We start from the raw sequence: 20,536 nt of genomic DNA on the forward strand, positions 1-20,536 counted from the left end.
CGCCGTCCTCCAACGCCGCCAGCAGCTCGGCATCCGACAGCGACCACACCGTCGCCTGCGCCAGGGCGTCCACGCCGGTAGCGACCGCGTCCAGCCCGGCGAGGACGGGATGCTCCCGGCCCGGGCCTGGGGTGGCGGCGGCGCTCTGCATAGATCAACGATAACCCGAAATGCCCACAAAGTCGAACATTTGTTCGTACTGGGTGTGCATATCAGCCCGACCGCCACTGGATCCATCGCGGACCACAGCGCAGCAGGTGCAGTGCAGTGCAGTGCAGTGAGATGGGATGGTCGGACAGTCCCCATCCGGCTCGGTTCGGCCCCATCGGCCAGAGCCGGATCGCCAACCGGTGTTGCCGGCTCAGCCGACGCGGGCAGGCGTACCCGGCCGCTCCCTTTAGAATCGTCTGCGTCCCGGGAATGAGAGTGTCGACTGGTCGTGAGGTGGGCAGTGGTGGAAACAGTCGTCTTCATCAGTTACCGGAGAGATGACACCAGTGCCGAGGCCGGAAGGCTTCAGGAGACGCTTCGCGCACAGCTCGGAGACGCGGCCGTCTTCCTCGACACGTCCGCGATAGGGATAGGCGACGAGTGGCCTCGCGAGGTCGAAGACGCGCTCCAGGCTGCCCCGGTTGTCCTCGCTGTCATGGGCGTGAACTGGTTACGCGTAAGCGACGAGTTCGGCTATCGGAGGATAGATCAACCAGATGATTGGGTACGCCGAGAACTCGAGAATGCACTCGCGACGAAAAAGGCGGTTCTCCCGGTTCTTGTGCAAGGTGCCCGGATGCCGCCCACGGACAAGTTCCCAACTTCACTTGCTGATCTTCCCCGTCACCAGGCGGTTGAGATACGACGCGACTACTGGGATCACGACACCAAACTAATCATAAGCAGGATCGAGGCGCTGACGAAGGCTCCGCTCAAGAATCATGCGGACCTCGGTCTCTACCCGGCGCCAATGCGGGAAAAACCCGATCCCTTGTCGGACGAGCGGATTGACGCCGCGCTGAACGGATCTCTGCACCGTTGGCGAAGAACCACGAGCCCGTTTCCTGGGGCCGAGTCACAGAGTCGGGTAGAACTCTTCCGCGAGTATAAGTTCAAGACGTTCACGGACGCCATCGGATTCATGAGCTTGGTCGTTCCCGGCTGCATCACGATATGGCACCATCCACGGTGGGAAAACGTCTGGCGCACTCTGAACGTCTACCTGACGACCTGGGACATCGGGCAACGGATTTCGGACCGGGACATAGTCCTCGCCCTATACCTCGACCGCGCATTCAGCGATTTTTCCGGCCGCGACGACTCGTGGCTGGCGCTCGACCCCTATCTAGTAACCGTGCGAGCGGGCGTTCATCATCGGGCTACGAATTCCAGACAAGTTCGCTGGAGGCGACACATCCACCCTGAAACTCCCCTCATCCTGAACGTCACGATCAACCACCTTCCGGAAACCGGAGAAGTGCTGATACCAGGGGCCGCGCCACACACACCGAATAGGTCAGAAAAGGGCGACGGCTCCCCATTTCCGGTTGTTTTGGTTGTTACGGGAATCCTACGCCGGCCAGATCGGGCCACACCGATCGCCGTGCCAACGGGAGACAAGATGGATGTGTAGGTGCCACACAGTCTGGGTTGCCGCCGTGCCGTTGGACTGGATGACGTTGGGTCCGGCCGGCTGGTGGATTTCGCGTAGGTGGGCGGTGAGCTGGTGGGCGTAGGCCATGGTCGACGCCCAGGACGCGGGCGTGATGTCCCAGATATCCCGGGCGTGCTGGCGCGGGAGAACCATGGTGTGCCCGCGGGTGACGGGGTTGTGGGGGATGATCGCCACCGTCTCGGTCGTGCGGCCACGATCTCGGCGGGCGCCGTGCCGTGGACGATCGCACAGAACACGCAGGGGTCACGATGAGGGCCTCCGGGATCTGACGCATCTGGAACGGATCCGGCGGGTCGCGACACTCAAAGACATGATCCTGGGAAGCGGAACGGCGGATCAGCGGGATGCGGATGCTGCGGTGGCGGCGGCCGCTATCGAGTCACCCACGACGGCGTCCAGTACGCCGGCGGCCCAGGCGAGGACGGCGCGGTCGCGCAACGGCCGGGCACCGATCCGCGGGGATTCCGCCGGTGCCGGCACCAGGATGGTACGCACCGCCTGCTTGACCACGGACCCCTTGTACAGCCGCTGCAGGCGCATGATCTGGCTTTCGCGCAGTTCCAGCGGGGCGAACCGCACCTGACGGCCTGCAACGGTGATCTCGCTGACGCCGTAGCGGCGGGCGAGTACGCGCAGCGACGCGACCGCGAGCAGGTTCTCCGCCGGCTCCGGCAGCGCGCCGAACCGGTCGAGCAGTTCCGCACGCACCTCGGCGATGTCGTCGTCGGCGGCGGCACCGGCGAGGCGCCGGTAGGCGTCCAGACGCAGCCGCTCGCTCGGGACGTAGTCGTGCGGCAGGCTCGCGTTCACCGGGAGTTCCACCTTGACATCGGGCAGTTCCTCGACCGCGGTCCCCTTGAAATCCGCGACAGCCTCGCCGACCATACGCACATAGAGATCGAAACCGACCGAGGCGATATGCCCGGACTGTTCGCCGCCGAGGAGGTTACCAGCTCCGCGTATTTCCAGGTCCTTCATGGCAACGGCCATCCCGGCGCCGAGGTCGGCGTGCTGGGCAATGGTGGCGAGCCGGTCGTGCGCGGTTTCGGTGAGCGGTTTGTCCGGCGGGTAGAGAAAGTACGCATACGCGCGTTCCCGACCACGCCCGACACGTCCCCGCAGCTGGTGCAGCTGGGAGAGACCGAACACGTCGGCACGTTCCACGATGAGGGTGTTGGCATTGGAGATGTCGAGCCCGGATTCGACGATCGTGGTACAGACGAGCACGTCGAACTGCTTTTCCCAGAACGCGACCATCACCTGTTCGAGGGCGTCCTCGCCCATCTGGCCGTGGGCGGTGGCGATACGCGCCTCCGGGACGAGCTCGCGCAGCCTCGCCGCGGCCGCGTCGATCGACTCCACCCGGTTGTGGATGAAGAAAACCTGGCCCTCTCGCAGCAGTTCGCGCCGGATCGCTGCGGTGACCTGCCGGTTGTCGCTCGGGCCGACGAAGGTGAGCACCGGGTGCCGTTCCTCCGGCGGGGTGTCGATCGTCGACAGCTCCCGGATACCGGTGATCGACATCTCCAACGTCCGGGGAATCGGGGTGGCGCTCATCGTGAGCACGTCCACCGCGGTCCGCATCTTCTTCAGGTATTCCTTGTGCTCGACGCCGAACCGTTGCTCCTCGTCGATTATCACCAGGCCGAGATCCTTGAAGTGGGACGCGGACGACAGCAGCCGGTGGGTTCCGATGACTATGTCGACACCACCCTTGGCGAGCCCTTCCAGCACAGCCTTCTGCTCGGACGCGGAATTGAACCGCGACATCGCCCGCACGGTCACCGGGAATGCCGCATACCGCTCGGAGAACGTCTGCAAATGCTGTTGGACGAGCAGCGTGGTCGGGACGAGAATGGCGACCTGCTTGCCGTCCTGCACCGCCTTGAATGCAGCCCGCACCGCAATCTCGGTCTTGCCGTAGCCGACATCGCCGCAGATGATCCGGTCCATCGGGACGGGTTTGCGCATGTCGGCCTTCACCTCCTCGATGGCTGAGAGCTGGTCGGGCGTCTCGCGGAACGGAAAGGCGTCCTCCAGCTCCCGCTGCCAGGGAGTGTCCGGCCCGTAGGCGTACCCCGGCGCAGCCATCCGTGCGCTGTACAAACGGATGAGTTCGCCGGCGATCTCCTTGACGGCCTTGCGGGCGCGTCCCTTGCGTTTGGCCCAGTCCCCGCCGCCGATGCGGTCAAGGCTCGGACCCTCGCCACCGACATAGCGGGTGACCTGTTCAAGCTGATCGGTCGGGACGTAGAGGCGGTCGCCCTTGGCATATTCCAGAACGAGGTACTCGCGGGTTGCACCGGCAACGGTCCGGGTGACCATCTCGACGTAGCGGCCGACCCCGTGGGCGTCGTGGACGACCAGGTCACCGGAACGCAACGCCAGCGGGTCGATGCCCTTGCGGCGGCGGTGCGGCATCCGGCGCATGTCCCGGGTGGTCACGCCGCGCTGACCGGCGAGGTCGGTCTCAGTCAGGACGGCGAGCCCCAGCAGATCGCTGACGAAACCGGTCCCCAGCTGACCGCAGGTGACCGTGGCGACACCGCGGGAAAGATTGGCATCGTCGGTGAGACGAGCGCCGAGATCGGCATCCCGCAGCAGTTCGACCAGCCGCTGAGCCGGCCCATGTCCCTCAGTAATCAACAGGACGCGCCAAGAGTCCGCCAGCCAGCCCTTGATGTCAGCGACAGCCTGCGCCGTGTCACCGTGATACGAGGTAGCCGGGCGCAGGCTGGAGATGACGGAGTTATCGTCAAGATCTTCCTCGCCGGCACCGGCACCGCTACCGCTACCGACGTTGAAGGGGCTGACCGACCACCACGGCAGGCCGATCTCGGCGGCACGCTGGCGGACCTGCGCGATCGAGCGGTAGGCAGCCGCGCCGAGGTCGATCGGCGCACTGCCGCCAAGCGCGGCCGTGCTCCAGGACGCCTCCAAAAACTCCTGGCTGGTGCGCACCAGCTCGGCGGCGCGGGCACGGACCCGCTCCGGGTCGCACACCAGCACATGCGTTCCGGCGGGTAGTTCGTCGAGCATCAGCACCATCCGGTCGGACAGCACCGGCGCGAGCGCCTCCATGCCGTCGACGGGAGTGCCATCCGCGATCTTGTCAAGAATGTCGAGGATCTCGGGATGCTTTGCGGCAAGTTCCCGGGCCCGGGCCCGGACCTCGGGCGTGAGCAGCAGCTCCCGGCAGGGCGGCGCGAACAGCCGGTGACGGCCACCGTCGGCATCTCCGGTATCGGTCAGCGCCCGCTGATCAGCCACGGAGAACGGCCGGATGTCCTCAACCTCGTCGCCGAAGAATTCAACCCGCAGCGGATGTTCCTCCGTGGGCGGAAAGATGTCGAGGATGCCGCCACGGACCGCAATCTCGCCACGCCGCTCCACCAGGTCGACCCGATGGTAGGCGACCCCGACCAGCTTCTCCACCACGTCGTTGAGATCGGCGCTGTCACCGACCTGCAATGACACCGGTTCCAGGTCACCGAGCCCGGCGACCTGCGGCTGCAGGACAGCCCGGACCGGCGCGACCACAACCGACAGCGGCCGCTGGCCGGTACTGTGCGGATGTGCCAGGCGGCGCAGCACGGCAAGCCGGAGCCCGACCGTGTCGGCCCGCGGGGACAGTCGTTCGTGCGGCAGGGTCTCCCAGCTCGGAAACACCGCGACCGAGGCGGGATCAATCATGCTCGACAGCGCGGCAGCAAGATCGTCTGCTTCTCGACCGGTTGCGGTCACGGCGAGCACCGTCCGACCACCCCGGCCCGCGAGTGCGGCAGCGGCGAACGGCCGCAGCGCAGCCGGCGCCGACAGGTCAAGCCGGAGCTCACCGACCGAGGCGAGGGCACGGGCCAGGGCCGGATCAGCACCCGGGCTGGCGGTCAGAACGTCCAACAGCGGGGCGAGGGTCATAGGTGCGTCCCGAGCCTCTCGAAGAACGACGCAATCTTACAGACGGACACGACGTCGCAAACCCGGTCGCTGGCCGCGCACCGGAGCGTCCTCACGAAGCACCTCGCGACGCCAGCGCGCGAGGCGTTATGCCCAACCTTACCCGCCGAGGGATCCCCCACCCTGACGGCCGTGCTCCCACCACCGTGCGCTGGCCGCGCCACGACCCTCCTGACCGTAGGTTCCCTCGTCCGGACGTCGCTACCACAGGCGTTGGTACTCACGGGCGGCCACCGGGTTCACGGTTGGGTTGATCAGTGCGGACCGGACGTTGCCAGCCCTGTCCTCGTTGAAATATGCCTCATAGGCGAGTATATCGGCATTATCAACAAATACCTGGTACATCTTCGCGATGAACAGGGCGTTGTCACCGCCGGCCTGGCCGAGCGGCCCGGCCTTCGAGCCTTCTTTCGCCACCACCCCCCACTCCGGCACCGAGAACAGCTTGTTGTGCAGCCGGGCGAAGCGGACCACTCCGCACAGTCCGTCGAGACCGTTACACTGTGCATCAAAAGTCGCCGGGTCAACACTCGGCGGATACTGATCGTAGGCATCTATGCCGATGACATCGACATAGGCGTCCCCCGGATACAGCTCGAACGCGTCAGCCACGCCGACCGACCCGTGCGCGTTGAGGTTCCAGTCGAGGCGAACCTGTGCGTCGGCCCGCCGGATCGCGGACGCGGCATTACGGTAGCACGTGATCCACAATATGGGATTGACCGCGGACCACGCGAACCCCGTGCCGTTGAACTCCCACCCCAGCCGGACGAACGAACTGCCGCGCCCCTTTGCCACCAGCCAGAGTCCGAAATCGCGCCAGTAGCCGTCGTACGCGCCCGCGGCACAGTCCGCCAGGTTGCCCCTTTCCGGTCCGGACTCCGGGAATAATGGCTGACTGATAACCCAGCTGCCGGGGAATCCGGCAAAGTGGTTGCGGTCTCGTCCGATCCACGGGCGGACGATCGTGTGCCAGCTAGACCGGTCGGTGTAGGTGACCACCACGTCGTTGGGCCGGCCGCGAAAGGTCGCCCACGCGTTCGCCTCGGCAAGCGTCCCGGCGGCCACACCGCTCGGGAAGGGGCCGAAATGAGTTGCCGGTGCGACCCGTGGCACCGGCGCCGCGGCAGCTTCATCTCCGCCGACCGTGGTTCCAGCACGAGCACCAGCACCAGCACCAGCACCAGCACCCGTCGTGGCCGTGGCCGTGGCCGTAGCCGACGCGCTGGTCGGGGCCGCTGCGCCCAGGCCGCCTGCGGACACCGGTGGCGTGCCTGGCGGGTCTGACCCGGCCTGGTGCGCTCCGGCCGGGGTCAACCGCCAGGCGGTCAACGCGAGAACCGCGGCGATGATGACGCCGGCAACGGGAAGGAGTCGTTGGTCCAACCGACCACGCCGCACCCACCCACCCCCATACCGTCCGGGGCCGCCGGGCGCCCGAAGAGAACCATGATCGTGCACCCTTTGACCATTTAATGATCTTCGATCACGCAGTCACGAATCGCCGAAGATCATCGCAGTCAACGAAAACGTTTAATGCGACGTCGGATACCCCGCGAACTGTAACGAAGGGGAGCCGACGGACGGCGGGCAGCCCGGCCGGGCCCGCACCGGCGTCCGTGACGATCAAAGCTGGCGGCCGATCGTGGTGGCCGCCACCCGCGGCCCATTCCGGTGAGCGTTGCCAGGAATACGGCCAGCCCTGCGCGGGAACAACCGTGCCACGTATTCCGCTCCGGGCGGCCACCGGGTCGATCACGGGAGAAAAGAAGAAGTCGTGACAACAGATACCAAACCCGCCGGTAATGAACAGTCATGGATAAGCTGTGATGTGCCGGATATTCCGGTCGTCATCCTGTGCGGCGGGATGGGCACCAGGTTGCGCGAGGCGAGCGAGAAACTTCCCAAACCACTGGTCGACATCGGTGGCAAACCGATCCTCTGGCACATCATGAAGACATACGGACATTATGGATTTCGCCGTTTCATCCTGTGTCTGGGTTACAAGAGCGACTCGATCAAAAACTACTTCCTGAACTACCGTGCGCAGGTGGCGGACTTCACTCTGCACCTCACCGACGACCACACCCCGACGTTTCACAACGCGGCCGGCGACGAGGACTGGGAGGTGACCTTCGCCGAGACGGGCCTACTCACCGGCACCGGGGCACGGCTGGCCCGGGTACGCGAATATCTGACCGAGCCCAGATTCATGCTCACCTACGGCGATGGACTCAGCACGGTCGACCTCACCGCCGTACTTGTCAATCATGAACGCGCCGGCCGGATCGGCACGGTGACCGGGGTCCGGCCGTCCAGCCGTTACGGCGAACTCGCCACCGTCGCCGACACGGTCACCGGATTCGCGGAAAAACCGCCGTCGTCCGGCTGGGTCAGCGGCGGGTACTTCGTTTTCGAACATGAGTTCGTTGACGGCTACCTGGACGACGACCCCGACCTACTCCTCGAACGTCGGCCACTACAGCGACTCGCGCACGCGGGCCAACTCACGCTGCACGCTCACGAGGGCTTCTGGATGGGTATGGACACCTACCGGGACTGGACCGAACTCAACCAGCTCTGGGACTCCGGCGCCGCACCCTGGTGCGTCTGGAAACGTTGAGTTCGCGTGTCGCGCATTCCCGACGAGACGACCAGTGCGCTCGGGGCGCATCTGTACGAGCTGGTCGCCGAGCTCACCCCCGCGATGCGCAGCATCACCGGCAACGGCGTGCGCAGAACGCTGGCCACGGTCCGGCGGGCACTTGACCCGGCGGTCCCCCTCACCGTACGTGAGATTCCCACCGGCACGCCGGTGCTCGACTGGACGGTGCCCAAGGAGTGGAATGTCCGGGAGGCATGGCTCGCCGGCCCGGACGGTCAGCGCATCCTTGATGTCGCCGACCATCCACTGCACCTGGTGAACTACAGCGCACCGACATACACCCGGCTTGCCCTCCCCGACCTGGCGCCGCACCTGCATTCCTTGCCCGACCGACCCGACTGGGTGCCGTACCGCACCTCCTACTACCGCGAGACCTGGGGTTTCTGCCTACCCGACCGGCAGCGGCGCGAGCTTGCCGAGGGTGAGTACCAGGTGCACATCGACACGACGCTCACCGACGGATCACTGACCTTCGCCGAGATCCTCCTGCCCGGTAGCGGTCCGCGCGAGTTCCTCCTGACCACCCACGTCTGCCACCCGGGCATGGCGAACGACAACGCCTCCGGTATCGCCATGGCGACGCTGCTCGCCGGGGCACTCGCGGACCGGCCCCGGCGCCTGACCTACCGGATCCTGTTCATCCCCGGGACGATCGGGGCGATCACGTGGCTCGCCCACAACCGCCACGCCGTCGAACAGGTTGAGCACGGTCTCGTGCTGACCGGGCTCGGCGACCGCGGACAGCCGACATACAAACACAGCCGACGCGGCGACGCGGTCATCGACCGGGCCGCGACGCGGGCGCTGAAAGAAACTGATCGACCGCACCATGTGGTCGACTTCTCTCCGTACGGGTATGACGAGCGCCAGTTCTGCTCGCCCGGTTTCAACCTGCCGGTAGGCCGTTTCGGCCGCAGCCAGCACGGCGAGTACCCGGAATACCACACCTCCGCCGACAACATGGACCTCGTGACGCCGGAAAGCCTTGGCGACTCTTTCGCGATCATCATGCGTACGATCGAGATCTGCGAGCGGGACCGGACCTGGACCAACACGTCCCCGTTCGGGGAGCCGCAGCTGGGACGGCGGGGTCTGTACCGCTCGATCGGCGCCACCCTCGGGCGCGATGCGGTCGAAATGGGCCTGCTGTGGGTCCTCAACCTCGCCGACGGCACCAACAGCATGCTTGACATCGCCGAGCGTGCGGACCTGCCGTTCGACACGGTCGCGGACGCGGCGGACGCGCTCGCGGCGGTCGGTCTGTTGACCTGACCAGGCCCGGGCGTCACCAGATGTCGCGCGCGAACCAGGTCACCAGGAGCAACCCGAGGTAGACGACAACCGGGCTGAGCAGACTGCTGGACAGCACCGTGAAGAAGACCAGTACCGCACCGGAGAGGACGAACGACGGGGATCCGCGCGCGAACGCCAACACGACGAGTGCGAGGAAAGCCGTCCCGCCGACGAGGCCGTACTCCAGGACGAGCTTGGGCAGCATGGCATAGTTCAACGGCAGGCCGGTGTTGTGCATGAACTGGTCGGCGTCACGGTCGGACCAGCCCGGACCGGAGCCGAAGAGCACGGTCAACGGATCGCCGCCGAGCCGGTCGAAGGTCCGGGTGTAGGGCTGGACGAAACGCAGGCTGCCACTCGAACTGCTCGTGGACGTCTCGGTGGCGCGCTCGGCGAAGACATCCGCAGCCGGCGTGAAGCTCACGATGGTCACGACCAGCGCGAGACCCGTCGCCGCCGTGATCGCAAATCGAGGTCCCTTGTGGACCGCGAGCAGCACAAGCGCGGCGGCCAGCAGAATCACCCCGGTGCCCGAGACCGTGGCCAGGATGGCCACGACGAGTAGCAGCAGTCGCCACCAGCGGACACCCCGCAACACCGAAACGACCAGACCGATGGCGAGGAACTGCGAACAGAAGGACGGCTCCAGGCAGACGAACGCGTTCGCCTTGAACAGGTTGGAGCCGTAGGCCACCGGATATGACGTGTTGAAGTTCCGCATGACCAGGTCGGGTGGGAGAATGCCGCCGATGATGTCGCGGTAGTGCCAGCCCGCGAGCTGCAGGCCGAACTGCGCCACCGCGAGTCCGGCCAGCACCGCCGTCATGATCGCAAAACGGTCCAGTACCCGGGGGAACAGCGTCGCCGATACGTCGGCGCGCAGGCCATAGCAGAACGGCGCATAGGTCACCACCAGCAGGAGCAGCGACGTCAGTGAATTGTCGTCAAGGCCCCGGATGAACGCGACCGACGCCGCGCTGACGCACGCCGCCATGGCGATCAGGTAGGCCCTGGTTCGGCCCATGTTGGCCGCGAGGTCACCCCACGCGAGCAGCACCACGGCGCCGGCGAGAACTCCCGGCAGCATCAGTGGCACCTGGGTGGAACCCACCGGGACCGCCAGCCGCTGGAGAAAGACCTCACCGAACAGCAGCACCGTCAGCAGCCGTAGTGTCCGGCGGTCGGCGGCGGGGTCGGTCACCGCCGCCGGCGGCTCAGGGATCACCCAGCTCCGTGGAATGCGGGTTGTCAACCGTGTCACCATGGACAGCCATCCCGCGCCGACCACTTGGTCCGAGCGTCAGCCACCCGTGCCGCCAACCGCGAAGTGCCGCCAAGCGCCGTCCAGGCGCTCAATGCTTACCGGTGGGACGGACATATCTGTCCGTAGTCTCCCTGTTGCCGCGCCGGCGACGCCCGGCGTCCATCGACGCCCTCGACGATGCGCCCGGCGCGGAGGCAGCACGACCACCGGCACCCACGATCGGGCCGACAACGTCATCGGCGGCGCGCGCGGGCGCCGCATTGCGCGCGGACCGACGGACGCCGGATCGGCCGTCGAAGACCACGCCCACGATCCGCCCCGCCAGGGCCGGCCAGTGCCGCGGCACCCGGGACAGCTCCTTGAGCAGGGAATCGCCGCTGGCGACAACGATGATGGCATCCGCCTGCGCGGCGGATACCGCTGTCGTCGGAAGCTCGCTGAGCGCCGGCGTCAACAGGATAACAAGATCGACAACGGGTGCGCGGTCCGCCAGGATGGGCGCGAGCCCACCGGGCCGGGCGGCCCGTGCCGGCGCGACCCGGTTGTACAGCAGATGCCCTCGTCCGGTGCCGGATGAGCGGGCCAGGCAGGTCGGCTCGTGCGCCCAGCGGGGCAGCTCACCGGAAACCGCTCGAGGTAGGTGCTCCAACGTCGCGCGGACGTCGGGCTCCGGGGAGGCGTCGATGATCAGCACAACTCCCTGATCGTCTGACCAGCTTGCGCAGACGGCCGCCACCAGATCGACACCCAGATCGCCTCGCATCGCCGGAACGAGCGCCACCACTTTGACGGTTGGTGCCAATACCGCGGACATGGCGGAGACAAGCGTGTCGGTCGGGAGTCCGCTGCCGCGTCGATCAGGAATTTCCACAAGAAATGGCGCATCAAGGGCAAGGGCCGCGCCGCGCCCGTCGAGAACCGTTGGCCGGCGCAGATAGGCGCACCAGACCACTGCCGCCGCCAGGAACATCCCGACCAACGCGCCAACCAGAGCGTCACGGAACAGCTGCGGTGCGACCTTGCCATCAGAACGCGGAGCTTCGGCCAGCGTCACCGAACCGGCCCTCAACGCGGCGTTGACCTGTGCCTCGGGAATCCGTCGGTTGAGATCGGCGATCTGTGAGTTGAGGTTGCTGATCTGGCTGGCAAGAACCTGTTCGTCCGCGTTACGAGGCAGAGCCGCCTGCTGGGCCTGCAGCCTCTGGAGGTTCTTGTAGGTCTCGTCCCGCAGCTTGGTAAGCCGATCGACAGCGCCACTGCTGTCCGCCCCATACTGGGAGAGAAGTTGCTGATAGGCGCTCTCGGTAGCCTGGACCAACCGCACCGACTGCTCGTCGGTGCCGCCGCTGCCGACGATCGTGAAAAAGTAGCCTCCCGCCGACGGCGTGACCTTCACCCGTTTGGCCACATAGGGCCGCGACACCTTGAGCTGTTCGGCGATCAGGTCCAGAGCCGCGGTGGAGGCGGCGAACTGGGCCTGGGTCTGGACGACCCGGGTGGCATCGACCGAGCCCCCGCCGAGCGCCGCGTCGGAGGTGCTCAGGAACACCCGGCCCGTCGCCTGATACACCGGAGCCTGCCGCTTGGCAAGGATGAGCGCCAGTGCCGCGCCGATAACCACCGCGATGACAATCGCCAACCAGCGGCGTCCCAGGACCCGCAGCAGGGACACCCCCCCAAGGCCCCGGGTCGCCTCCGCTGACGGCTGCGCAACCGGGGTCACCTGCGCACTCCCCTCGCCTCAGGTGAGATCAGCACCTCGAAGATCCCACGGGAACGAAGGGATCGGCCGCCCTCGTGCCACCCGGATCGCGAAAACATCGCAGCCCCCTGTTTCTGATGGCCCGGATACGCGCAGAACCATGATCGCGCATCCTTTGGCCAAGACTCCTCCACCGCGCACACAATTCCATGGCGACGGAGTCAGCTTGTGAGCATAGCCCGTTGCGCACAGTCGCAACCGGGTGCCCCGAAACGTCGGTGCACAGCTGCGCAAACCCCCTGGTCATCTCCTGGAACCTGCTGTGAAACAGGCTCCTGTCAGGCCCCCGGTTTCGGGGCCCACGACGTCTCCTGACCACGACTGCGTGACCAGTGCTCGACCGCCGTAGCCACAGCGGCCCAGTCGGTGCCAGGTGCCAGGAACCGCTGCTCCATATGCGTGACCAGATCTGGATCAGGTGCCACCAGGGTCCGCCGCGCGTGTTGCGGCCGCGCAAGTGTGACCGCGTTGGCGGCGGTCCGTACGCCGATCAGCGCGACCCGGCGAGCCGCAGCCCGAGGCCGCCCCATGTGCCCGGGATCCGGCCTGCCGCCAGCGAGTTCCCGCAGGCCGAACGGCCGGTATCCCTGGTAGGCCAGACAGGTGGCCTGGTCCCATGCCTCGCCGAGGAACGGGGAGGTACGCAACAGTCGCTCGTCGGCGAGCACCGCCCCGAGCCGGGCCCCGAACGTGCTGGTGGCGCTCACCGCCCGGTACCAGCGCGCCGTGCCCAGCAGGACCGCATCGGGATCACCCTGGGAGCGGGTCGCCGAACTGATCAACGGCGAGCATCGGGTGGCCGCGGGATCAAAACGCATCGAGCTGTAGAGAGTGAAGTAATCGGCGCGGTCCAGCTCGTTCGCGGCCCGGACAAGATCGCGCAGGCTCGCACCGGTATAGAGGTAGTCGTCCTCGGAGAACCAGACAAGATCGGCTGGTGACCAGCCCCGCTGCCGAGGTAGTCGCAGCACCCACCGGTATGACGACCGGTTGCTGCCGCAACGGACACTGAGAACCTCGCCCGCTTCCGACATCATCTCCAGGCGGCCGGCGGGAACCGGCCCGTCGTTGACGAAGACAAGCTCGGTCTCAATATCGACATTGTCCACCGCACGCAACAGTGACGCCAGCGCAAGGGACTTGTTGTAGAAGTCCGGTCGGTCCTTGCGGTTCTCGCTGCCGACGGATCGATAGATGATGTGCAGTCTCACCGCGAACTCACGATATCTCACCGCCCGCCCCGACGATTCCGACCGGTCAACATACCGTCCGCATCGCCTCTGGCCCTCTGGACACGGCCTTCTCGGCAGACCCGAGCAGGTCACGGGTTGGAACCTCGGCCCGGTGCGCGGCTCGGTGCAGCAGCACGAACCACAACGGCACGGTCATCCAGAAAGCGATGATGTACCCGACGACAGCCCCTTGCAAACCGTAGCGCGCCAGACCGGCGACCGGGAACACGAACAGGGCCGGCGCGAGCACACAGTGGGCGCGGAAAGTGAGCTTGGGCTGGCCAAGCGCATAAAGCATGCACGCCGGACCGACCGTGGCAGCCGCCCCCGCCTGCTGGATGATTGTCAGAACGAGTATGCCACGGGTCTGCGCCCACGTGTCACCCAGCAACGCGACGCCCACGCGGTCGGGAACAAGAAGGAACAACGCGCCCCACAGCACGCCGGCACCGACGACCAGACATGAAAGCATGGTCGCGGATCGAATGCGGGCGCGGGCGGACATATCCCGCCGACGGGAGAACTCCGGAATCGCAAAACTGATGATGCCGACGGCGAGAATCGTGGTCGGGCCGAGGAGGGTCTGGACCCCACGCAGCGCGCCGACCGCGATCGCGGTGCCGAATACGCCGATCAGCAGTGTCGACCCCTGCTGGGCGCCCTGAACAGTGATGTACTCGGCGCTCATGTAGCCCGCGACCTCGCGGTGCCGTCTGATCCATTCACGGGACCTGACCGGTGCGGGCCAGAAGCCGGACTGGGCGATCCCCACCAGGGCTGCCGCCGCGGCGGCTCCACCCCAGACGAGCAGATACGTCGCGGACGACCCGACGCCATGACGGAGCAGGAAGAACACGCCGCCCAATTGGATCACGGTCCACACCATGTCGTTCACGGCGGCCTTCGCGGGCCTGCCTTCGGCGATGAACACGTAACGCCACGCATCCTGCAGGAGCAGGCCCGGCATGACCAGACCCATCGCGGCTATCGCCGCACCGACCGTGGTGCCCAGCACCGCACCGACGGCTACCAGACATCCACCGGTGATCATGCCGAGAACCAGCGCCGTGCCGGTCGCCGCGGCGCCCGCCGCCCGGAAGATCCGCGGGGCGGCGTCGGCATACTTCATGCCCAACGGTGATGTGCCAGCCGCCCGGGAGAACCCGACGACCAGCGCGAACAGCGCGAAGGCGATCGAGAACGCGCCGAACTGGCCCGCCGAAACCCGGCGGGCGACCGCGAAGGCGATGAGCGCGTTGGTCCCGCTGGAGATGACCTGGTCGCCCAGCGTCCACATGGCCTTGGACCGCCCGGAGGCACGGCCGGCGTGCCGTCGGCACCGGCCGTCGTCGCACTCAGGCACACCGCACTCAGGCACACCGTGCTCCGGCGTCAGCAAACGACCGGTCGAGGAACAGGCACGATGAACTTGCCGCCACGCCGGGCGAAGGCGGCCTGCTGCTCCATGATCTCGTCCCGAACATTCCAGGCCAGCAGGAGCAGGTAGTCGGGTCTGCGCTCGGCCAGGACCGCCGGGGCGAGGATCGGCGTACGCGCCCCCGGGATGTACTTGCCCTGCTTGTGGACGTTGCGATCGACCACGTACTGGACGAGATCGGTGGTGATGCCGCTCGAGTTCAGCAGGGTGGCGCCCTTGGCAGCGGCGCCGTAGCCGGCCACCGTCCGGCCTTGTCCGGCCAGCTCTCGCAGCAGAGCAAGCAGTTCGGCCTGGAGCTCGCGCACATCAGCACCGAAGCCGGCGTAGCGCTCGAAGGTGTCCAGGCCGGCCGCGCGTTCACGTTCAAGGCGCTCCCGGACCTGCGGCGACTCCCGATCGGCCGCGGCCCGCCGCAGCCGCCAGCGCAGCGTGCCACCGTGAAGTTCGGGAAACTCCGCCACCTCGACAATGCTGAGTCCGTGGCGACGCATGAGGGCGTCCACGGCGATTGTGGAAAAGTAACAGAAATGTTCATGGTAGACCGTGTCGAACTCGGTGTTGGCAAGCAGCGCCCCCACACCCGGGTTCTCCACGGTGATGATTCCGTCGTCCGCGAGCAGGATTGACATCCCCGCGACGAAACTGTTCAGATCAGGTACGTGCGCGAGCACGTTGTTCGCGATGATGACGTCCGCGCGCAGACCATCGGCAACCAGCGCCCGGGCGAGGTCTGCGCCGAAGAACTCCGCACGGGTCGGCACACCGATCTTACGGGCCGCCGCCGCGGGACCCGGTGACGGTTCGATACCGAGCACCGGAATCCCCCGCTCGACGAAGGCCCGCAACAGGTAACCGTCATTGCTCGCGATCTCCACGACGAGACTGTCGGGACCGAGGTTGTGGCTGGCGATCAGATCGATCACATGCTTTTCGGCATGCCGGCAGAGCATGTCACTAAACGATGAATAATACGGATAGTCCGCGTCGAAAATCTCCTCCGCCGGCAGGGCATGGGTGAGCTGGACCAGTGCGCACGACTCGCAGAAGCCGATTTCCAGCGGGAAGACCGGCTCGTGCCCGGCGAGGTCGTCGGGCCGCAGCAGCCGGTTGGCGATGGGAGTACATCCAAGCGTCAGGAACGGGCGCGGCGACGGCCCACCGCACGAGCGGCAGGCCGTGACCGGCACGGCCACGGCCTGTCCACGGGTCACTGACTGGCCGGCGTGCTCGGTTGACATGCGGCCCCCTCGGCATGGTATTTATGGCTTTAGGTACCATCTATGGCTTTAGGTATGATCAATGGCTTTGGGTCGGATGGATGTGGCGCCCGCGCGAATGACGGACCGCCTACCACGGGTGATGAACCCCACCACCGGTCAGCCGGCGGCAACCGGTGGCTCGTCGAGCAGCGCCCAGGCACGGTCCTTGGCGGAGACGACCGTAGCAGTCAGCGGCCAGCGGATTGCAAACCGCGGGTCGTCGTAGCGGGCACCGCGGTCATGGCCGGGTTCGAAGGGTACGTTCATCTGGTAGGTCGCTTCGGTGGCGTCGACGAGCGTCTGGTACCCGTGGGCCAGACCAGCCGGAACGAACAGGGCCCGGCGGTTGTCCGCGGTGAGCTCGACGGCGACGTGGTGAAGGTAGGTCGGCGACCCGGGGCGGACGTCCACGGCAACGTCGAACATGGCCCCACGGGTACAGCGCACGAGCTTGGTCTCCCGCACCGGCTGCGCCGCCCAGTGCATCCCACGGATCGTCCCGGCGATGTGGTTGAAGGCGATGCTGCACTGGGCCACCTCGGGCGCCAGGCCCGCCGCGACGAACTCGCGTGCGCAGAAGGTCCGGGCGAAAAGACCGCGGGAGTCGGGTAACGGCTCGGCATCCACGACGAAGACCCCGGCCAGCTCGGTCGACATTATGATCATCAATACGTCCAAAAAAGATCGTCATCGACCTGGCCGGTGTCGATCAGATACTGGAGCTGCTTGATCCGGATGTGCCCCCGGCCCGTGAACGTCTCCCCGGCAAGCTGGATGCGCGCGAAGACGTCGTGCAACTGCCTGACCCCCAGCGGAGCGTCCCAGTCGCAGGAGAAGCCGGGAAGCGCATCATTGATCTTGTCAAAGTCGACCCGATAGCTGCGGGTGTCCCCGCCGTTGGCACCGAAGCTCAGCCGACAACCGGTGAAGACGCTCGCGACCGCGTCCGCGATCTCCTTGATCTGATAGTTCTGCGTGCTGCTGCCGACGTTGAACACCTCGTTGTGGATGAACTCACGTGGCGCGGCAAGCACGCACCGGATGGCCTTGGCGATGTCCAGGCCGTGGACCAGCGGACGCCACGGCGTCCCGTCGCTGGTCATCGCGATCTCGCCGGCCGTCCAGGCGACTCCGCAGAGGTTGTTGAGCACGATGTCGAACCGCATCCGGGGAGACGCGCCGTACGCGGTGGCGTTACGCAGGAACGTGGGCGAGAAATCCTCGCCTGCCAGGGAGGCGACATCGCGTTCGACCCGAGCCTTGCAGCGTGCGTACGGCGTCTGCGGGTTCAGAACGGCGGTCTCGGTGACGTTGGGGCCCGCCGCGACGCCATACACGCTGCACGACGACATATAGACGAACCGGGACACCCCGGCATGTTTCGCGAGCGTTGCCAGCCGGACGGAACCCTCGTGGTTGACCTTGTAGGTGACCTCCGGTGCGAGTTCACCCAGCGGGTCGTTGGACAGTTCGGCCATATGCACGATCGCGTCTACACCGGCCAGATCCTCGATCGTGACACGGCGTAGATCCTTGTCGAGGGTCTGCGGGCTACGGTCGGCACCCCGGTAGAGCCAGCCGAACTTGTAGTAGCCCGTATCCAGGCCGAGGACCCCGTGGCCGGCACGCATCAGCTCGGGTGCGACCAGGGCGCCCAGGTAACCCTCGGAACCGGTGACGAGCACCTTCATCCGCGTGTCCTCCTCGCGCCGGAGCCGCCGGAGCCGCCGGGCGGCGAACCCCGTTGGTGGATACCCACTTCAGTCGGATCATCACGTCAATCGGACCCGAGAGCGGCCAGCAAACACCTGCAGTGATATGACACACTCGCAGAGTGCACAACGTACAGCCAGTCACGGTTATATCCCCCGACGGTCAACAGGAATGGCCGTTCGAGCTTGTGCTCGTCAGCTATCACAGCCGAGATCAACTCGAACAGATGCTTGCCGGCCTGCCCGCGAACATCCCGATCGTGATTGTCGACAACGCCTGCGGCGCGGACCGTGTCGACGAACTCGTTGCGGACATGCCGTGCGGTCGTTATGTGGACTCCGGTGGCGGCAAGGGGTTCGCCAAGGCCGCGAACATGGGGGTGCGGACGTCGCACCACGAATATCTGATCTTCGGAAACCCGGACAGCCGACCATCAATTGAAATCATGATCAAACTCGTGGACGACGTCCGCAGTGATCCCGGCCTCGCCACCAGCGCCGCCACGATGACAGGCCCGGACAACCGGCCGGAGCTGGGCAACGGCGGCTGGGAGCCGACGCCTCGTCGGGTCCTCATGCACGTGATCGGAGCGCACAAGATTGCCCCGACCGTCGGCCTGTTCGCCCGCCCCGAGCCCGGCCGCCCGATGAACGTCGACTGGCTCACCGGGGCCTGCATGGCCGTCCGGCGCGAAACATTTCTTACTGTAGGCGGATTCGACGAAAGTTTCTTCGTCTACAACGAAGACATGGCGCTGGGACGGCGGATCCGTGAAGCCGGCCTGCGCCAGCGGCTACGGACGGACCTGCTGGTAACGCACAGCGCGGGTGGTTCGGGCGCACCGAAGATCTGGATGCTGCAGATGCGCGGCGCGTCCATGATGAACTACCTGGCCATGCACAACACCCCGAGACGGGTGCGGCAGATGCAGGCGATGCTCGTGGCCGGATACGCGGGCCGCACGCTGCTGTCATGGGCGCGCCGCAACCCGACCGCCGCGGCCGAACACCGCTCATACCTCAGGGGGCTCCTGGCCGGGCCACCTGCGCCATAGCCGACCGCATCCGCTCCAGCAGGATGTCCCGGTCGAGCTCACGGGCGACGAACGCGCGGCCGGACGCGCCGATCCGCTCGGCCAACCCGGGCGCGTCCAGCAGCCTGCAGACCGCTTCGGTGAACCCGGTGGAGTCGTCCGCGATCAGCAGGTCACGCCCTGGTACCCACCCGAGGCCACGGCCGCCGACCCGGGTGCTCACCACCGCAACCCCAGCCGCCATCGCCTCGACCACCTTGATGTTGACCCCGGAGCCCGATCGCATCGGGTTCAGCGAGACCGCCGCGCCGGCGATGTATCCCTGCACGCTGGTGACATCGGTGTGGACGCTGACCCGGTCGTGACCTCGCAACCAGGCCACCAGCCCGGGGTCCCCCCGCCGGCCGACGACCTGGAGCGAGGCCTGCGGGTGTCGGACGCGGACGGTCGGCCAGCAAACCGTGAGGAACCACCGCAGCGCCTCGGTGTTGGTCGGGGTGTCCAGCGATCCGACGAACAGCAACCGGCCAGGGTCGCGCTCGGTCACGACATGTGCGGCGGACGCCGTGGCCACCTGGGCGGGCAGGAAGGGCGGCAGGTGGATCGCGCGCGCACCACAGCGCTCCCTGCGCCAGGCATGGTCGTCCACGGAGATGTCCGCGATACAGGTCACGGTCGGCGAGCTGTGCAGAACACGCTCGGCCCTGCGGAGCTTGCGATATTCAAGTTCGTAGGCCACCGCCCGCAGCCCCGTGGCAGCGCCCGCCAACGCCCGGAAGTACTCCGAGTCGATGTTGTGGGCACGAACGAGGTGCGGAATGCGCCATGCGCGGGCAACCTGTTCGCCCAGGTGTGCGACCCGGCAGCTGTAGCTGATCACAGCATCGGCGGATGGCGGTGTGACGGCAAGGACACGCGCCAGGGCGCCGAGCGGGCGTGAGGTGTAGGCATACGGCCGCAGCCTGAGATGCGCCAGCGGAGTCAGGTTACGCGGCAGCTCGATGACCACAGCGCCCGGCAGCGCCGCCTGGTAGGCAGCCAGGTCGAGCGCCTTCGGTGTTGGGACGAGCACCCGCAACCCGATCCCGGCCGCCGATGCGGCAGCCAGAAACATCAACGTCTCCACTCGGCCACCGGCGTCCGCGGGTAGGAACGGCTCTTCGACCGCAACGATCCAGTGCTCTGTGCCAGCCATCAGCCGCTCCCCTACGTCAGTTCACCCGGACATCGCACCTGGACGCGTTACGAGCGACC

15 protein-coding genes are annotated in these 20,536 nt (G+C 66.6%); 4 read left to right on the forward strand and 11 right to left on the reverse strand.

Annotated features, from left to right (window positions below; genetic code table 11):
- The first annotated feature begins 454 nt into the window (after positions 1 to 454).
- Positions 455 to 1,624, forward strand: coding sequence for a 4a-hydroxytetrahydrobiopterin dehydratase (locus U9983_RS15175; RefSeq protein ID WP_322754649.1), 1,170 nt, complete (start codon positions 455 to 457; stop codon positions 1,622 to 1,624).
- Here the strand turns inward: U9983_RS15175 and U9983_RS27905 are convergent.
- From U9983_RS27905 to U9983_RS15185, 3 genes are all read right to left on the reverse strand, one after another.
- Positions 1,562 to 1,798, reverse strand: coding sequence for an HIT family protein (locus U9983_RS27905; protein WP_416211403.1), 237 nt, complete (start codon positions 1,796 to 1,798; stop codon positions 1,562 to 1,564). The two genes, U9983_RS15175 and U9983_RS27905, sit on opposite strands and share 63 nt — an antisense overlap.
- A gap of 204 nt (positions 1,799 to 2,002) precedes the next feature.
- Positions 2,003 to 5,584: a transcription-repair coupling factor gene (gene mfd / locus U9983_RS15180; protein ID WP_322754650.1), complete on the reverse strand. Its 3,582-nt coding sequence runs from the start codon at positions 5,582 to 5,584 to the stop codon at positions 2,003 to 2,005.
- Between the two features lie 240 nt (positions 5,585 to 5,824).
- Positions 5,825 to 7,024 (reverse strand): glycoside hydrolase family 26 protein, encoded by a 1,200-nt coding sequence (locus U9983_RS15185; protein ID WP_322754651.1) that lies wholly within the window; start codon positions 7,022 to 7,024, stop codon positions 5,825 to 5,827.
- Positions 7,025 to 7,400: 376 nt separating this feature from the next.
- Here U9983_RS15185 and U9983_RS15190 point away from each other — a divergent pair, with 376 nt between their 5' ends.
- Both U9983_RS15190 and U9983_RS15195 read left to right on the forward strand, forming a co-directional pair.
- The gene (locus tag U9983_RS15190) at positions 7,401 to 8,246 is read left to right on the forward strand and encodes a sugar phosphate nucleotidyltransferase (protein ID WP_322754652.1); all 846 of its coding nucleotides are present in this window, start codon (positions 7,401 to 7,403) and stop codon (positions 8,244 to 8,246) included.
- A 6-nt stretch (positions 8,247 to 8,252) separates the two neighbouring features.
- The gene (locus U9983_RS15195) at positions 8,253 to 9,560 is read left to right on the forward strand and encodes a DUF4910 domain-containing protein (RefSeq protein ID WP_322754653.1); all 1,308 of its coding nucleotides are present in this window, start codon (positions 8,253 to 8,255) and stop codon (positions 9,558 to 9,560) included.
- A gap of 13 nt (positions 9,561 to 9,573) precedes the next feature.
- On the opposite strand, the gene U9983_RS15200 is transcribed toward U9983_RS15195, so the two are convergent.
- The 7 genes from U9983_RS15200 to U9983_RS15230 form a co-directional block, all read right to left on the reverse strand.
- Positions 9,574 to 10,806 carry a hypothetical protein gene (locus U9983_RS15200; RefSeq protein WP_322749550.1) on the reverse strand — a complete coding sequence of 411 codons (1,233 nt, stop codon included), beginning with the start codon at positions 10,804 to 10,806 and terminating at the stop codon, positions 9,574 to 9,576.
- Positions 10,807 to 10,933: 127 nt separating this feature from the next.
- Complete coding sequence (locus tag U9983_RS15205) at positions 10,934 to 12,568, reverse strand: Wzz/FepE/Etk N-terminal domain-containing protein (RefSeq protein ID WP_322754654.1); 1,635 nt, start codon at positions 12,566 to 12,568, stop codon at positions 10,934 to 10,936.
- Positions 12,569 to 12,885: 317 nt separating this feature from the next.
- Complete coding sequence (locus U9983_RS15210) at positions 12,886 to 13,839, reverse strand: hypothetical protein (protein WP_322754655.1); 954 nt, start codon at positions 13,837 to 13,839, stop codon at positions 12,886 to 12,888.
- 25 nt (positions 13,840 to 13,864) lie between these two features.
- The gene (locus U9983_RS15215) at positions 13,865 to 15,202 is read right to left on the reverse strand and encodes a hypothetical protein (protein ID WP_322754656.1); all 1,338 of its coding nucleotides are present in this window, start codon (positions 15,200 to 15,202) and stop codon (positions 13,865 to 13,867) included.
- A gap of 29 nt (positions 15,203 to 15,231) precedes the next feature.
- On the reverse strand, positions 15,232 to 16,515 hold the full coding sequence (locus tag U9983_RS15220) for a class I SAM-dependent methyltransferase (RefSeq protein WP_322754657.1): 1,284 nt from the start codon (positions 16,513 to 16,515) through the stop codon (positions 15,232 to 15,234).
- 138 nt (positions 16,516 to 16,653) lie between these two features.
- Positions 16,654 to 17,202, reverse strand: a complete 549-nt coding sequence (locus U9983_RS15225) for a dTDP-4-dehydrorhamnose 3,5-epimerase family protein (protein WP_322754658.1) — start codon at positions 17,200 to 17,202, stop codon at positions 16,654 to 16,656.
- A complete protein-coding gene (locus U9983_RS15230; protein WP_322754659.1) occupies positions 17,202 to 18,227 on the reverse strand; it encodes an SDR family oxidoreductase in 1,026 nt (341 codons plus the stop codon). The genes U9983_RS15225 and U9983_RS15230 overlap by 1 nt, the downstream gene beginning before the upstream one ends.
- A gap of 143 nt (positions 18,228 to 18,370) precedes the next feature.
- Between U9983_RS15230 and U9983_RS15235 the strand changes: the two genes are divergently transcribed.
- Positions 18,371 to 19,303, forward strand: coding sequence for a glycosyltransferase family 2 protein (locus U9983_RS15235; protein ID WP_322754660.1), 933 nt, complete (start codon positions 18,371 to 18,373; stop codon positions 19,301 to 19,303).
- On the opposite strand, the gene U9983_RS15240 is transcribed toward U9983_RS15235, so the two are convergent.
- A complete protein-coding gene (locus tag U9983_RS15240; protein WP_322754661.1) occupies positions 19,269 to 20,477 on the reverse strand; it encodes a glycosyltransferase in 1,209 nt (402 codons plus the stop codon). The two genes, U9983_RS15235 and U9983_RS15240, sit on opposite strands and share 35 nt — an antisense overlap.
- Between the last annotated feature and the right edge of the window lie 59 nt (positions 20,478 to 20,536).

Origin of the sequence: Protofrankia sp. Cas3 (assembly GCF_963555955.1) — a bacterium.
GTDB lineage: Bacteria > Actinomycetota > Actinomycetes > Frankiales > Frankiaceae > Protofrankia.